General features: G+C 69.7%; 12 protein-coding genes. 3 read left to right on the top strand and 9 right to left on the bottom strand.

Annotated features, from left to right (window positions below):
- Positions 1-11: 11 nt before the first annotated feature.
- From ACSQ1W_RS14000 to ACSQ1W_RS14010, 3 genes are read right to left on the bottom strand one after another with little or no spacing between them, the layout of a single operon-like run.
- The gene (locus ACSQ1W_RS14000) at positions 12-2,048 is read right to left on the bottom strand and encodes a methyl-accepting chemotaxis protein (RefSeq protein ID WP_192272681.1); all 2,037 of its coding nucleotides are present in this window, start codon (positions 2,046-2,048) and stop codon (positions 12-14) included.
- Between the two features lie 33 nt (positions 2,049-2,081).
- Positions 2,082-2,612, bottom strand: a complete 531-nt coding sequence (locus ACSQ1W_RS14005) for a chemotaxis protein CheW (protein WP_192273918.1) — start codon at positions 2,610-2,612, stop codon at positions 2,082-2,084.
- 53 nt (positions 2,613-2,665) lie between these two features.
- Positions 2,666-3,067, bottom strand: a complete 402-nt coding sequence (locus tag ACSQ1W_RS14010) for a response regulator (protein WP_055940451.1) — start codon at positions 3,065-3,067, stop codon at positions 2,666-2,668.
- 242 nt (positions 3,068-3,309) lie between these two features.
- Between ACSQ1W_RS14010 and gshB the strand changes: the two genes are divergently transcribed.
- Both gshB and ACSQ1W_RS14020 read left to right on the top strand, forming a co-directional pair.
- Positions 3,310-4,257 (top strand): glutathione synthase, encoded by a 948-nt coding sequence (gshB, locus tag ACSQ1W_RS14015; RefSeq protein ID WP_436044275.1) that lies wholly within the window; start codon positions 3,310-3,312, stop codon positions 4,255-4,257.
- A 1-nt stretch (position 4,258) separates the two neighbouring features.
- Positions 4,259-5,134, top strand: a complete 876-nt coding sequence (locus ACSQ1W_RS14020) for an energy transducer TonB (protein ID WP_436044276.1) — start codon at positions 4,259-4,261, stop codon at positions 5,132-5,134.
- 14 nt (positions 5,135-5,148) lie between these two features.
- Here ACSQ1W_RS14020 and tsaB read toward each other — a convergent pair whose 3' ends face one another.
- From tsaB to mrcB, 5 genes are all read right to left on the bottom strand, one after another.
- Entirely contained in the window at positions 5,149-5,889 is a 741-nt protein-coding gene (gene tsaB / locus ACSQ1W_RS14025) for a tRNA (adenosine(37)-N6)-threonylcarbamoyltransferase complex dimerization subunit type 1 TsaB (RefSeq protein ID WP_436044277.1), read from the bottom strand.
- Positions 5,890-6,033: 144 nt separating this feature from the next.
- Positions 6,034-6,855 carry a DUF5694 domain-containing protein gene (locus ACSQ1W_RS14030; RefSeq protein WP_436044278.1) on the bottom strand — a complete coding sequence of 274 codons (822 nt, stop codon included), beginning with the start codon at positions 6,853-6,855 and terminating at the stop codon, positions 6,034-6,036.
- A gap of 106 nt (positions 6,856-6,961) precedes the next feature.
- The gene (locus ACSQ1W_RS14035; RefSeq protein WP_436044279.1) at positions 6,962-9,013 is read right to left on the bottom strand and encodes an ATP-dependent DNA helicase; all 2,052 of its coding nucleotides are present in this window, start codon (positions 9,011-9,013) and stop codon (positions 6,962-6,964) included.
- A 61-nt stretch (positions 9,014-9,074) separates the two neighbouring features.
- Positions 9,075-9,656 carry a hypothetical protein gene (locus ACSQ1W_RS14040; RefSeq protein ID WP_436044280.1) on the bottom strand — a complete coding sequence of 194 codons (582 nt, stop codon included), beginning with the start codon at positions 9,654-9,656 and terminating at the stop codon, positions 9,075-9,077.
- Between the two features lie 2 nt (positions 9,657-9,658).
- Positions 9,659-12,040 (bottom strand): penicillin-binding protein 1B, encoded by a 2,382-nt coding sequence (gene mrcB / locus ACSQ1W_RS14045; protein WP_436046195.1) that lies wholly within the window; start codon positions 12,038-12,040, stop codon positions 9,659-9,661.
- Positions 12,041-12,165: 125 nt separating this feature from the next.
- Here mrcB and ACSQ1W_RS14050 point away from each other — a divergent pair, with 125 nt between their 5' ends.
- Positions 12,166-14,262: a glycosyltransferase gene (locus ACSQ1W_RS14050; RefSeq protein WP_436044281.1), complete on the top strand. Its 2,097-nt coding sequence runs from the start codon at positions 12,166-12,168 to the stop codon at positions 14,260-14,262.
- Here ACSQ1W_RS14050 and ACSQ1W_RS14055 read toward each other — a convergent pair.
- A complete protein-coding gene (locus ACSQ1W_RS14055) occupies positions 14,259-15,851 on the bottom strand; it encodes a hypothetical protein (RefSeq protein ID WP_436044282.1) in 1,593 nt (530 codons plus the stop codon). The two genes, ACSQ1W_RS14050 and ACSQ1W_RS14055, sit on opposite strands and share 4 nt — an antisense overlap.
- Between the last annotated feature and the right edge of the window lie 3 nt (positions 15,852-15,854).

Here is a 15,854-nt window from a genome sequence, read left to right on the forward strand (position 1 = left end):
GCGTCCCGTCCTCAGCCCGGCAGCTTGAAGTCGGCGACCGAGCGGCGCAGGTCCGCGGCCAACTGCGCCAGGTGGCCGATGGACTCGGCGGTCTGGCCGGCGCCCAGCGAGGTCTGCGAGGTGATCTGGCGGATCACGCCCATCGTCTGGGTGATGTCCAATGCCGCCGACGACTGCTGCTGCGCGGCGCTGGAGATGCCCTTAATCAGGTTGTTGAGGTCGTTCGACACGCGCTCGATCTCGCCCAGCGCGGTGCCCGCGTCCTCGGCCAGGCGCGCACCGGACACCACTTCGGCGGTGGTCTGCTCCATCGAGCTGACCGCTTCGTTGGTATCGGCCTGAATCGTCTGCACCAGCGATTCGATGCGGCGCGTCGCGCCCGAGGTGCGTTCGGCGAGGCGTTGCACTTCGTCGGCCACGACCGCGAAACCGCGCCCCGCTTCACCGGCAGAGGCCGCCTGCACGGCCGCGTTGAGCGCCAGGATGTTGGTCTGTTCGGAAATGTCGTTGATCAGTTCCACGACCGAGCCGATTTCCTGCGACGACTCGCCCAGGCGCTTGATGCGCTTGGAGGTTTCCTGGATCTGGTCGCGGATCTGGTCCATGCCGCGGATCGTCTCGCGCACCACGCCCGCGCCCTCGGTCGCGATCTGCACCGAGCGCTGCGCCACTTCGGCGGACTCGGTGGAGTTCTTCGACACCTGGTCGATGCTGGTCGCGATCTCGCTGATGCGGTCGGAGGCGGTGGTGATCTGGTCGGCCTGGTGGCCGGCGGCTTCCGCCAGCTGCAGCGCGGTGGCCTGCGTTTCCTGCGTCGACGCCGCCACCTGCACCGAGGTGTCGTTGATCGTCGTCACCAGGTTGCGCAGTTCGTCCACGGCGTAGTTGATGGCGTCCGCGATCGCGCCGGTCATGTCCTCGGTCACCGAGGCCTTCACCGTCAGGTCGCCTTCACCCAGCGAGGAAATTTCGTCCAGCAGCCGCATGATCGCCTGTTGGTTGCGGCTGTTGTATTCCACCTGCGTCTGGTAGCGCATTTCCTGCTCGCGCTGGCGGGTGCGGTACAGCGAGTACAGCAGGCCGATGATGGAGATCAGCGCCGCGGCACCGGAGGCGATGCCCAGCCAGAAGTTCGGGAACAGGCGCGTGTCGCGCACCGAGCCGAACGCCGAGAACGCCTGGAACAGGTTGGTGCTGTCCTGGAGCATCTGGCCGGAGCCGTTGGTGAGCGCGGCGGCGGCCGACTGCGCGGCGAACAGGTTGCGCGAGCTCGCCAGGATCGCGTCCAGGTCCTTCTTCATCGCCGTCCACAGGGTCTGCGAGTTCTGCAGGGCCGACAGCGCGGCGGCATTGCGGACCGGGGCGATGCCGAGGTCGGGATTGCCTTCGCGCAGGCCGTCCAGCACCTGGCCGAACAGCACGGCGTCGCGGCCCAGCGCGTCGCCAGCGGTGGCGGCACCGGCGCCACCGGCGCGGATTTCCGTCACGCGGCGGGCCATGGTGCCGGCCAGCACGACCTGCTGCAGCGCGCTGTAGATCTGCGACGACGGCGCACCGCCGGCGGACATGGCACGCACCACTTCGTTGAGCTGTGCCTGCAGGCTGGGCACCTGGGTGGCGAACCGGTCGGCGTTGCCGGCCAGCGCCAGTACGGCGGCTTCGGAGGCGACGATCTGGTCGGCGTTCTTGCCCAGCGGCGCCCAGGTGGCGCTCAGCTTGGCCAGCGGGCCGGAGATGGCGCCTTCGTTGCCGAAGCGGGTCTGCAGGTCGGAGACGGTGGATTCGACCGACTGCTTGGTCTCCTTGAACGCCTTGAACGCCTCGGCGTTGCCGGCCACGGCTTCCCGGCCCTGGTTGGTCAACTGCTGCGACAGCACGCGCATGTCCGATGCGCCGGTGCTGGCGCCGGACAGGCGACTGCCCTGGTAGGTGGCCACACCGGTGTTGGCACCGAAGACCAGCACCGATAGCGCCAGCAGCAACAGCCAGAAATTGTTGCCGAAACTGCCGACCTTGCCGGCGCTAGGAGAATCCGTCGCAGTGCTCATCGTTCAACCCCTGATTGTTCTTGTCGTCCGCGCTCAGAGCGCGGTCTGGCGGAATTCCGGCGTGCGCGCCAACAGCCCCAGCGCGAAAACGCCCCACCGCTGATCGTCGCTGGCGAAAGCGCGATCGATGAAATGCCCGTAGCGGCCGTCCGCCAGATCCCCCGGCTCGACCTGCTGCGATTCGTGGAAACTGCGCTGGCCGTACAGCTCGTCGATGGTCAGCGCGACATCGCCACCGGCCTGGCGCATGACCAGCACGCGCTGGCCCTCGTGCAGCACGGTGCGTTCGCCTTCGAGGAACTGCTTCAGGTCCACGACCGGAAACAGGTTGCCGCGCAGGTTACCGATCCCCAGCAGCCACGGCTGCGCGCCCGGCACCGGCGTGACCGGCGGCATCTGCACGATTTCCACCACTTCCCCGAAGTTGGAAATCAGCCGGCGCTTGCCGACGCGGTAGCCGACGCCACGGTACTGGTCCTGCGCGATCTCGCGCGCCGGCTGTAGCACGGCATGCGCCAGGCTGCGGCGCTCGTATTCGGCCAGCGTATCGAACGGTGTGCGGATCATCGCCCGCCCCCTGTGCACTCAGTGCGAATGGTCGCCATGGCGCCAGCCCCTCAGGTGCTGACGTGGGCGCGGATGGCGTCGAGGAGTTCCTCGCGCGTGAACGGCTTGGTCAGGTACTGCTCCGAGCCGACGATGCGCCCGCGCGCCTTGTCGAACAGGCTGTCCTTGGACGACAGCATGATGACCGGCGTGGACTTGAACACCTGGTTGTTCTTGATCAGCGCACAGGTCTGATACCCGTCCAGGCGCGGCATCATGATGTCCACGAAGATGATCTGCGGCTGCTGGTCGGCGATCTTGGCCAGGGCCTCGAACCCGTCGGTCGCGGTCACGACTTCGCAACCCTCGCGTTTCAGCAGGGTTTCCGCGGTGCGGCGGATGGTTTTCGAGTCATCGATCACCATGACCCGTAGGCCGTGGAGTCCACCGGCCTGGCCTTCGTTCTGCGTCATTACCTGATTTCCCCATGCGCGCGTGGCTTCATTGACGAACCGGCCACGCTGCGTTGCTGCTTATATCCCCCATCCCGGCGCGCACTGTCAAGCCGCGCCTTTCCGGTGCGCGTCGCTGAACGGCATCATGCGATCCACGTCTCAATTTTCCGCCACCGGACGGACGCGGTGTTCCACCGGCGTCCGGACCGGCGGCCGCGTCCGCCCTGATACCATGCGGCGTCTCCCGCAGAACCGCCCCCATGCCGCTGGACGTCATCGTCGTCATGGACCCGATCGGGTCCATCAAGATCGCCAAGGACACCACCTTCGCCATGCTGCTGGAAGCCCAGCGGCGCGGTCACCGCCTCCAATACGTTATTCCCGGCCGCCTGTCGCTGCGCGAGGGCGTGGCCCAGGCCCAGGTCGCGGCGTTGACGGTGAAGGACGACAAGGCCGGCTGGTCCACCCTCGGCGACACGCGCACGCTGACGTTCGGCCCCGGCCAGGTCGTGCTGATGCGCAAGGATCCGCCGGTCGACGACCAGTATCTCTACGACACGCACGTGCTGGGCGTCGCGCAGCAGGCCGGCGCGCTGATCGTCAACGATCCGCAGGGCCTGCGCGATTTCAACGAGAAGCTGGCGGCGCTGCTCTTCCCGCAATGCTGCCCTCCCACCCTGGTGAGCCGCGACCCGGCCGCGCTCAAGGCCTTCGTGGCCGAGCACGGCGAGGCGGTGCTGAAGCCGCTGGACGGCATGGGCGGCCGCTCGATCTTCCGCGTGAAGGCCGGCGACCCCAACACCAACGTCATTCTGGAAACGCTGATCGGCGGCGGCAACTTCACCCTGGCCCAACGCTTCATCCCCGGCATCAAGGACGGCGACAAGCGCGTACTGCTGGTCGATGGCGAGCCGGTGGACTACGCGCTGGCGCGCATTCCGCAGGGCGACGAGTTCCGTGGCAACCTGGCCGCCGGCGGCCGCGGCGAGGGCCGTCCGCTGAGCGAGCGCGACCGCTGGATCGCCGCGCAGGTCGGCCCGGAGATGAAGCGTCGCGGCATGCTGTTCGTCGGCCTGGACGTGATCGGCGACTACCTGACCGAGGTCAACGTCACCAGCCCCACCTGCGTGCGCGAGCTGGACGGCCAGTACGGCCTGAACATCGCCGGCCAGCTGTTCGACGCCATCGAGAAGAAGCTGGCCGCCTGAGATGTCGGCCGTCCCCGTTCCACCGCCGAAGATCGGCGCGAACGAACGCCTCGGCGCCACCCTGGCGCTGTCGCTGATCGTGCACGGCCTGCTGGTGCTCGGCGTGGGCTTCGCCCTAGACGACGCCGCGCCGGTGATGCCGACGCTGGACGTGATCCTGAGCCAGACCAGCACGCCGCTGACGCCGAAGGAAGCCGACTTCCTCGCCGCCGCCAACCAGGAAGGCGGCGGCGAAAGCGAGCAGGCCAAGCGCCCGCGCGACAGCCAGGCCGGCTGGATCCCCCAACCCGACACCGGCCTGGCGCCGCAGCCGCTGCGTGCGCAGACCACCGCGCCGGTGCCGCCGCCGGAGAGCCGCGTGGTGACCACGCGCGACAGCGAGACGCGCGCGCCTGCCGCCGAAGCGCGCCCGCAGCCGGACCAGCCCGAACTGCCGCAGGGCGAGCAGAAAGTGCAGCGCGATGCCGAGATGGCACGACTGGCGGCGGAGTACCACCTGCGCTCGGAGCTGTACGCCAAGCGGCCGAAGCGCAAGTTCGTCTCGGCCAGCACCAAGGAATACGTCTACGCGAACTACTTGCGCGCCTGGGTGGATCGCGCCGAGCGCGTGGGCAACCTCAACTATCCCGACGAAGCGCGCCGCCGGCGCCTGGCCGGCACGCTGGTGATCAGCGTGGCGGTGCGCCGCGACGGCAGCGTCGAGCAGACGCGCATCATCCAGTCCAGCGGCGTGCCGTTGCTCGACTCGACGGCGCAGCGCATCGTGCAGTTGTCCTCGCCGTTCCCGCCGCTGCCGGAAACGGCGGAAAACGTCGACGTCCTGCACGTCACCCGCACCTGGCGCTTCCTGCCGGGCGGCGAAGTGCGCGACGAGTAACGCAGGCGCCCGCCTCAGCGTGAGGCGCGCAAGGCTTTCTGCTCTTCCAGCGTCAGCGCGACGTTGTTGCGCAGGTAGGCGGGCTCGACGAGCTCGGGCGCCACCATCTCGCCCCGGGCGAACGCGTCTGCCGCGAGTCGCGCGAGATCCGCCGCATGCGGCAATGCCTGTGCATCGATGCGGACGAAGCGGGATGACAGGCGCGCGGCCAGCACACCCTCGCCCGCCGCGAAACCGGTCCCTACCCCGATCCAGCCGGCGTCATCACCCGCCAGCGCGTAATCGGCCGGTGCGATCACCGCTTCGCCCGACGTTGCCTCGAGACGGTCGCCACGATGCACGAAGGTGCCCGTGTAGACCTCGCCCATACGCGCGTCGATCGCCGCAAGAATGGGGTGCGCGGTGCCGACATCGCAGCCGCCTTCGCCCGCCGTCACCCACGGTGGCGGCACCTGCGAGGCCAGCACGGCGAGCGTGGACACCGGCACCAGTGGCCGGTCCAGCGCCAACGCGATGCCCTGCGCGAGCGCGATGGCCAGGCGCACGCCGGTAAAGGCGCCGGGACCACGGCTCAGCGCAATGGCATCGAGCTGGCTGCGCACGATGCCTGCTTCCACCAGCAGGTGCTCGGCCCAAGGCAGCGCAAGTTCGGCATGCCGTCGCGGCGCGATTTCGAAACGCTCGCGCACCTCGCCATCGACATAGACGGCAATGGAACAGGCTTCGGTAGCGGTTTCGAAGGCGAGCAGATTCATAGGACGGACGGGACGGGGAAAGGGGGCTAGCTTAAACGCTGGCGCGTTTGCGCGATCGCCACCCCGCATCGGTGGAAACCCCGCCGCTGCTCTCTGGACGTCGGGTACTGCCTGATTACCTGCCTCCCGCTGCGGGCCTCGTCTTCAAGGCGTCAGGTATGGCGCCACAGGCTCGGCCTTTCGCTGCCGGTCTATCGCCAGCAGATCCTGGAGGATCGCGGTGTGGCCTGCTCCACCGATCACCAGCACGCGGCGCCCGGGCGCGGCTGCTTTCTGCACGTTGGCGTACATGCGGAAATTGCGATGCCACCAGCTGGCCGATGCATCGGCGCCCACGAATCCGCCGCCGGCATCCGCCGCATTCGTGGCGATGTACAGGTCCTTGTTCTCGCGATCCCGCTCCGGACTGTTGGCCAGCCGCAGCAGTTCGGATAACGGCAGCGTCGCCTGCTCTCGCGCCTCGCGTGCGGACAATGCCGCGAACACCGCGTCCATGGCCGCCTTCCGGTCAGGCTCGCGCTCGGCGATGTAGGCGAACAACGCCTCCCCCTTCCAGTGCACCTCATCTTCGTCAAAGCAGGTCACACCATCGAGGCCGGCCAGCTTGGCCACGCGGTAGCCGATCTGCTGGATTTCGTTGATGCCCAGCGTCGCGCCGTCATCACGGTACGCCACATAGGCCGCATCCTGCCGCGCCTGCGCCGATCGCTCGCATTCGACGAGCACATCGGTCGGCCGGAATGCCGCCAGTCGTGACGCCAGCCCCGCCAGATAGGCCTGGTTGGCGGCCGTCATCACGTCGATGACGTCCGCCTTCACCACGTCCCGACCAGGATTGGCGAAGTGGAACACCCCCAGCATCATGACCTTCGCAGGCTCCGGCGCAGGCTCGGCGGCGCGCCCCTGTACCGGTATGCCCGCCGCGCACAGCAACACCAGTGAGAACCACGACACGCGAAAACCCATCTCGAACTCCTGGACCAGACGAAGGCAAGTCCTTCGTCAGATGCAACAGACAGGCAGAGGGTTTAACCCAACCCGATACCCGTGTCAGGCGTCGGATCCGGTCCGGTCAGAAGCGCGCGTCCGCAAACCAGTCGTCCGCATCGCCGGCACGTGCCGGCGACGGCGCCGCCTCCTCGACCTCGGCACCGAAGAAGCGCTGTACGTCCTGCACGCGCTGGGTGCGGCGGAACGGCGGCAGCGAGTCGAGGAACACGCGGCCGTAGGGCTTGCCGGTCAGGCGCGGATCGCACAGCACCAGCACGCCGCGATCGGTCTCGCTGCGGATCAAGCGGCCGACCGCCTGCTTCAGCGCGATCACCGCCTGCGGCAGTTGTTCGTCGCGGAACGGATTGCCGCCGGCTCGGCGCACCGCTTCAAGACGCGCCTCGAACACCGGATCGTCTGGCGCGGCGAACGGCAGCTTGTCCACCACCACCACGCTCAGCGCATCACCGACCACGTCGACACCTTCGCGGAAACTGGCCGCGCCCAGCAGCACACCGTTGCCCGACTCGCGGAACCGCTGCAGCAGCGTGCCGCGCGGCGCCTCGCCCTGCACGAACAGCGGCCAGGGACCACCCCGCAGCGCCTCCGCGGCTTCGCGCAACGCACGGTGCGAGGCGAACAGCAGGAACGCGCGTCCCTGCGATGCCTCCAGCACCGGCCGCAAGGTCGCGATCAGCCCCTGGCCGTAGCCCGGTGCATTCGGATCGGGCAGGCCGGTAGGCAGGTAGCACAGCGCCTGCTGTGGCCAATCGAATGGACTCGGCTGCAGCAGCGTCGGCGGATCGTCCAGGCCGAGCCGCACGGCAAGATGGTCGAAGCGACCGCCTACCGCCAGCGTGGCCGAGGTGAACACCCACGCCGCGCGAGACTGCTCGCGATGCTGTCGCAGCGGTCCGGAGACATCGAGCGGCGTGCGCTGGCAACGGAACGCGCGCGGGGTGAGTTCGTACCAGAGCACGTCGCCATCGTCGGCCTGCGCCGCCTCCTCCGTGTCGTCGAATGCACCCGCGCCGGACGGCGCGGCATGCCAGCGCGACAGGCGCTTGGCGAATTCGGTGGCGCGCGCGGCGCAGGCTTCGAGCCCCAACGACGCCTGCGCCAGCGGTGCGAGCGCCGCGGACAGGTCGGCGAGCGCATGCTCGATGGCATCGAACCCCGCGCCGACCTCGGGCCTGGCCAGCAGGCGCTCGCGGGTGCCGCGCGCCGGCATGCCCTCCATGGCCGCGCGCGCCTCGCGCAACGCCTGTTCCAGCGCACGCACGGGCGGCTGCAAGGCGGCCAGTGCGCCCGCCGCGTCCTTCGACTCCGTCAGGCAATCGCGCGCCAGTTCCTGCAGCGGCCGCATGCCGAAGCCTTCGCCGAAGAAATTGGCGGCGAGTTCAGGCAGCTGGTGCGCCTCGTCGATGACGAACGCCTGCGCGCCCGGGAGGATCTCACCGAAGCCCTCCTGCTTCAGCGCCAGGTCGGCGAGCAGCAGATGGTGGTTGACGACCACGATGTCGGCCGCCTGTGCGCGCTGGCGCGCCTGCACCACGAAGCAGTCGTCCCAGAACGGGCACTCGCTGCCCAGGCAGTTGTCGATCGTCGACGTGACCAGCGGCAGCAGCGGCGAGTCGTCCGGCAACGCGGCCAGTTCCGCCATGTCGCCGTATTGCGTGCGTCCGCCCCACGCGACGATGCGCTGGAACTGGTCCACCTGCTCGCGGCTGGTGAACGTGGTGCGCAGCGCCTGCGGATCGCCCTTGGCCTGGTTGAGGCGGTAGCGGCACAGGTAGTTGCTGCGTCCCTTCAACAGCGCGGACTTCAGCCCGGCCACGCCGAGCGCATCGCGCACACGCGGCAGGTCGCGATGGTAGAGCTGGTCCTGCAGCGCGCGCGTGCCGGTCGAGACGATGGTCTTCAGGCCCGACAGCAGCGCAGGCACCAGGTAGGCGAAGGTCTTGCCGGTGCCCGTGCCGGCTTCGGCCAGCAGCACGTCGCGCGCGTCGAAGGCGTCGGCGATCGCCGCGGTCAGGCGCTGCTGGGCGTCGCGGGGGGCGAAGGCATCGAGTCGTTCCGCCAGCGCACCGCCCTCGCTGAGGGCATCGCGGCTGGCCTGGGCTAGCTGGGACATCAGGAAAACAGGAGGCGGCGTGCAGCGGCAAGGGTACCGCGTCACGGACGCGGCATGCGCCTCACATCCGCTCGATGACCGGCACGGTGCAGGCGTCGCGCTTGCTCTCCGCCTCGATGATCGCCGCCTGCAGGGTCGCCGCGCGCGCGGCATGCTGGGCCGCGTCCTCCGGCGTGTGCCGTGCGGGCAGAGGTTGATGCACAGCGAGTTCATGCTGGCGCACCTGACGCACGGTCTCCCAGTGCTGGCGGCACAACGGACCCACCTGCGAGCCCAGCTGGAAGGCGCGCTGCGCCAGTGTGTCCGCGCGCGCGTAGTCGCCCTGCAGCATCGCCACTTCGGCCCGTTCCTGCAGCACGGCGGGATCTTCCGGCACCAGCAGCAAGGCCTGGTTCAACGCGTCCGCCGCCCTGGCGACGTCGCGCGCCGCGCGCGCCTGCTGCGCCGTCTCGCGCAGATCCTCGACCTGCGGATCGCGCAGCGGCTGCACGGCGAGCTCGCGGTCGTCGTCCCCGGCGGCGGCATCGATGGCGGCGACGCGCTGGTCCGGCGTCACCGGATCGCGCACGACCGGCGCATCGGGCACCGGCGCGGAGACGCAGCCGGCCAGCAGGATCAGGGAAAGCGGGAATGCGTACTTCATGGTCATGGCTGTTGCGGAGGCGCTTCCTGTGGCGGCGGTGCGGGTTCTTCCTTGCGGTCCAGGCCGAACCAGCTGCGCCAGCCGCCACCTTCGGATTCCTCGCCCTCGACCGGCGCCTGTTCGATGACGCAAGGCGCATAGGCCGGTGCGAAGCCGGAGACGAACGGCAGCTGCCGGGCTTCCGGACAGCTGGCATCGGTGGTGTTGGATCCGGCGACCCACTGCCAGTCCAGGCCCTTGCCCGACACCTTCAGCGGTGCGCTGGGCAACCGCGCGAACAGGCCCGACCACACGCGCATCGCGCCGGTGCCGCCGTACAGGCCGGTCTGCTCGTTCTGGTCATTGCCCATCCACACCACCGCGAGGTGATCGCCGGTGTAGCCGGCGTACCAGCTGTCGCGACTGTCGTTGCTGGTGCCGGTCTTGCCCGCGGACTGCAAACGACCCAGGCCATCGCCGATCAGCTGGCGGCCGGTGCCGTTCGATACGACCTGCTGCAACGCCACCGTGATGAGGTTGGCGGCGATCGAATCGCCTTCCTGCGCCGGCGCCGGCGTCTTGTCGTAGCGCTTGAGCAGCTTGCCATCGGGATCGAGCACTCCGCGCACCGCGTGCAGCGGCTGGATCTCGCCGCCCGAAGCGAGGAACTGGTACAGCTGCGCCATCGCGTACGGGCTCTGGTCGGTGGAGCCCAGGATCAAGGCCGGGTTCGGTTCCGCCTGGATGCCGGCCAGCACCCGGATGAGTTGCGCCAGGCGGTCCGGTTCGACCTTCATGCCCACGCGCACGGTGGCCTGGTTGTACGAGCGCGCCAGCGCGTCGACCAGGCGCACGGTGCCATGGCTGCGGCGGTCGGCGTTGGCCGGCGTCCAGCGCCGGTTCTTGCCCAGTTGCACGGTCACCGGCGAATCGTCGACCCACGACGCCAGTGAATACTGGTCCGGCTGCGCCAGCGCGAGCAGGTAGACGAATGGCTTCAACAGCGAGCCGACCGGCCGCTGCGCTTCGACGGCGCGGTTGAAGCCGACTTCGGACACGTTGCGGCTGCCGACCACGGCCAGCACGTCGCCGTCGTGCACGTCGGTCACCACCATGGCGGCCTGCAGCGTCGGCCGGCGTTTGTTCTCCAGCGCCTTGATCGTGCGCGTCACCGACGATTCGGCGTACGCCTGCGCCGACGGCGACATGCCGGTGAGCACCGTCAGGCCTGCTCCCTGCAGCGCACTCTCGGGATAGTCGCGCGCCAGCTGGCGGCGGACCAGGTCCACGTAGGCGGGGAAACGGTTGGCGGCGGCCATGCCCGGCGTCTTGGTCACGCCCAGTGGCGCGGCAAGCGCACGCTTGTACTCGGCATCGTCGAGCAGGCCGGTCTCGTGCAGCTTGAGCAGCGCGTAGTCGCGGCGCTCCTTCGCACGTTCCGGGTTGCGCCGCGGGTCGTAGTACGACGGCCCCTTCACCATGCCGATGAGAAGCGCGATCTGCTCGGTGGTCAGGCTGTCGAGGTCGCGCCCGAACCAGAACTCCGCGCCGGCGGCGACGCCGTGGATCGCCTGGCTGCCCCGCTGCCCCAGGTACACCTGGTTGAAGTACGCCTCCAGGATCGTGCGCTTGTCGTAGCGCGCCTCCAGGATAAGCGCGTAGAGGATCTCGTTGAACTTGCGCGTCGGCGTCTGTTCCTTGCCGATGCCGAGCAGGCCGCTGCGTGCGAGCTGCTGGGTCAGCGTGCTGGCGCCCTGCCGCGTGTCGCCGCCGGAGCGCACCAGCAACCACGCCGCGCGCACCATGCCCGACAGGTCGATGCCGTGGTGGTCCTTGAAATCGCGGTCCTCGACCGCCTGCAGGCCGGTCACCAGCAGTTCCGGCACCTCTTCCAGCCGCACCAGCCGACGCTCTTCCTGCTTCTGTCCGTACAACGTGGCGATGCGCGCCGGATCCAGCCGCGCCGCCTTGAGGTTCTGCTTGCGGCCGAGGTCGCGCACCGCGGCAATACGGCCATCGGACAGGCTGACCTGCAACCGGCGCGGTATCACACGCCCGTCCACGTCGATGAAGCCACGACTGGAAATGGTGAAGCGGCCACCCTCGCGCGTGTAGGTGCCCGGGCTCTCGCCGCTACCGTCGTCGCGGTACGCCGCGGCATCGAGTTCGGTCTTCAGCGTCTGCGCATCCATCGCCAGGCCCGGCGCGACCTGCAGCGGCCGCGCATAGACGCGGGTAGGGATCTGCCAGCGCAACTCGCCGAAACGTTCGGTGACCTGGTGGTTCAGGTACAGCGTGTACGGGATCAGGAAGCCCAATCCCAGACCCACCGCGGCCAGGCCCCATGTCAGCAGGCGTTGCCGCCAGACGGGACCGTCGCCGTCGTCGATGTCGTCTTCGTCCAGTGCTTCGTCGTCGTAGTCGTTGCGGGCCACAGGGGATGCGACAATGGGAATTCGGGCGAGTCTAGCGCAGCCATCCGCGGTGCGCCCGGCCCGTTTCCCCCTTGCTCAGCTGGAGTTGCAACGGAATGTCGATGTCGTGGGCCGACGTGCGCTTCATGCTGGAACGCATGCGCGGCCTGGTCCGGCGAGGACTGGCCAGCCTGCGCACGCGGGGCCTGGGCCCCACGTGGGCGCGAGTACGGCGGCAGTTCGCGCGTCGCGTGCTTCCGGCCTCCGCGCCGCTCCATGTTCCCGCGGCGGCACCGTTCGCGCCGTTCGCGGTACCGGCGAACGATGCCCCGCGCGCCAGCATCGTGATTCCGGTCTACAACCAGGCGGCCTACACGCTCGCCTGCCTGCGCGCCCTGGCGGAATACCCGCCGGCCGCGACCTGCGAGATCCTCGTCGTCGACGACGGGTCCAGCGACGAGACCGGCGAATGGATGCCGCAGATCGCCGGACTGCGATACCACCGCCGCCCCGCCAACGGCGGTTTCATCGCGGCGTGCAACGACGGCGCGGCGCTGGCGAACGGCGCCCATCTGGTTTTCCTCAACAACGACACGGTGCCGCAACCGGGCTGGCTGGATGCGCTGCTCGATACGTTCGGAGCCCACCCGGATGCCGGCCTGGTCGGCGCGCAGCTGATCTACCCGGACGGACGCCTGCAGGAAGCCGGCGGCGTGGTGTTCGACGACGGCTCGGCCTGGAACTACGGACGCTTCGACTCGCCGGACGATCCCCGCTACGCCAGCCTGCGCGACGCGGACTATTGTTCGGGCGCCGCCGTCGCGGTGCCTACCCCTCTGTTCCGCGAGTTGGGCGGCTTCGACACGCGCTACGCGCCGGCCTACTACGAAGACACCGACCTCGCCTTCGCCGTGCGCGCGCGCGGTCTTCGCGTGCTCTACCAGCCCGCATCGCGGGTGGTGCATCTGGAAGGCATCACCTCCGGCACCGACACCGCAAGCGGCACCAAGGCCTACCAGGTGCGCAACCGTGGCGTGTTCGCGGAAAAATGGCGGGAAGCGCTCGCGCGACAGCCGCGCGCCGGCACCGTGCCGACCGCCGGCTCGGTCGTACGTCCGCGACGGCAGATCCTCGTCGTCGATGCGGAAACGCCGCGTCCGCTGCACGACTCCGCCTCCCTGCGCCTGGTCAACCTGATGCGGATGCTGGTGGAAGACGGGGCCCATGTCGTGTTCCTGCCCGCCGACCTTCACCACGCAGGCGACGATACCGCGCGACTGCGACGCCATGGCATCGAGGCCTGGCACGCACCGTTCGCGGCACGCGCATCGGCGTGGCTGCGCGAGCACGGCCACCGCTTCGACGTGGTCATGCTGTCGCGCCACTACGTGGCTGCGGAGTTCCTGCCCTTGGTCCGGCGCTTCGCGCCGCAGGCCAAGGTGGTGTTCGACACGGTCGACCTGCACTTCCTGCGCGAACGGCGCGGCGCCGAACTGGCGGGCGATGCAGGCCTGGAACGCGCCGCCGAACGCACGCGCGACCGCGAGCTCACGCTGATCCGCCAGGCCGATGCCACGCTGGTGGTGAGTCCGGTGGAGCGCGACATGCTGGCCGGGTTGCTGCCGGATGCATGCGTGGAGGTGGTGGCGAACCTCCACGAGGTGGCCGATAGCGGGCTTCCCTTCGGGCAACGGCACGATCTGGTGTTCGTGGGCGGCTTCCGTCATCCGCCCAATGTCGATGCGGTGCGCTGGTTCGGCGGCGAGGTGTTTCCGTTGATCCGCGCACGGCAACCCGGCATCCGCTTCCACTGCATCGGGATGGCGCCACCCGCCGAGGTGCTCGCCCTGCAGTCGCAGCCGGGCATTATCGTGCACGGGCACGTGGCGGAGCTGGAGCCTTACATGGCCGGCGCTCGCATCGCGCTGGCGCCGCTGCGCTTCGGCGCCGGCGTGAAGGGCAAGGTCAACCTGAGCATGGCGCACGGGCAACCGGTGGTGGCGACCTCGTGCGCGATCGAAGGCATGCACCTGACGGACGGACACGACGTGCTGGTGGCCGACGACGCCGCGGGGTTTGCGGAAGCGGTACTGCGACTGTACGCCGATGCGGCGCTGTGGCAGCGGCTCGCCGACAACGGTCGCGAGAACATCGCCCGCCATTTCTCGATGGACGCCGCCCGCGACACGGTGCGCCGCGTCTTCCTGCACTAGGGAGCGATGGCCGCCTGCGCCACGCGGACACGCGAGGCGAAGTCGTCCAGGCCGGCGACCGCGCCATCCAGCCGCCGCGCCTCCTGCAACGCCTGCCCCGCGAACGCCAGATCGCCCGCACCCAGGCGTTCCGTGCCCACCGCGATCCATTTTTCCGCCAACCGTCGGCGTGCGTCCTGCAAGGCGGGATCGCGCGGCTCCAGGGTCTGCCAGGCCTGCTGGCAGGCCTGCGCGCGGCGGATGCGATTGGCGCGCAGTTCGTCTTCGTAGCAGGTGCGGACGGCGGGCATCAGGCGAATCGCCGCCTGTTTCACCGCCGCACTTTCGGGGGACAGCGCCTGCGCCGCGCGCAACGTGTCGTACGCACTCTCCCCCGGTGGCGTCAGCCACTGGCCTTGCGCCTCGGCGTGCGCCATCCGTGCGAGCAGCACACCGACCCGGCGGTCCCGCTCGCGTGCGGTCATCGACGGCGCCGCGTTCTGGCGCTGCCGCGCCTGTCGTGCCCGCGCGACGGCCTGCTCCGCCTGCGCCACGCCGGCCGCCTGTGGCGCCAGCTCGCGCGCCAGGCGCAGCTCCTGCTGCGCCTGCGCAAAATTGAAATCGCCGGCCTCGCGCTCCGCCTGCCGGGCATGCGCGATACCGACCTGCTCAAGACCCTGCCGTGCCGCAGCATCGTCCGGCAGGGCCGACGCGACCGCCTCATAGGCCGCGCGTGCGGAGGCGAGCCGGCCTCGCGCCAGGTCGCGCGTACCTGCGCGACGCTGCGCATCCACTGCGGCCGCCAGCGCGGCTTCGGCTTGCGGCAGATCGACATGGCCGGCGTCGAACGTCCGCGCCGCCGCGATCCTGACCGCCGCCTCGCCGAGCTCGCCGCGACGGAGCTGCGATCCGGCTTCCTGCAGCAGGTCCGACAACGCGTCTTCCCTGCCCTCCAACGCCTCGATGCGTGTCGGCTGCAGCGCCAGCACGCGCAGGTACAGCGGCAGGGCCGTGTCCTCACCGCCCCACAGCTGCTCGTCCGCGTGTGCACGCGCCGCCGCCGCAAGCAGGCCGTCGATACCCGCATGCTCGACCTCGCGCGCGCGCAGTCTCGCCGCCAGCGCATCCGCCTGCGGCCGCGGCACCTGCAGGTCGCGGGCGAGCGCGAGCCGGGCACGCACGTCGTCGAACCGGTTCTGCTGCAGGGCCGCGTCCGCCGACTGCAGCGCGGCCAGTGCGACGCGGCGCAGGCCGTCGGCCGCCTCGGTACGATCGTTGTCGAGCGCCTGCGCCGCTTCGTACAGCTGGCGCGCACCACTGCCGTCGGCCGCGTCCAGCCGCCCGGCGCGCAACGCCTGGTCCGCCTGGTCGAGCAGCGACTGGATGCGGGTCTGCGGCCACACCATGTCAGCCAGCGGCTGGCGCAGGACGATGACGAGCAGGATGAAGCCGATGGCGGCCGCTACCGCCCATCGCCAATGGCGCCGATCACGCCACACCGGGCCGGGAGCGCGGCGCGGGCCGGCGTCGGGCCCTGCGGTAAGCGTCCAGTCGATGCGCGGTTCGATGCGTCGGCCCCGTCCGGCGCCATGGTGGTCTTCGCGGGTCACGCC

This window comes from Pseudoxanthomonas sp. LjRoot143, assembly GCF_964252945.1.
Lineage (GTDB): Bacteria > Pseudomonadota > Gammaproteobacteria > Xanthomonadales > Xanthomonadaceae > Pseudoxanthomonas_A.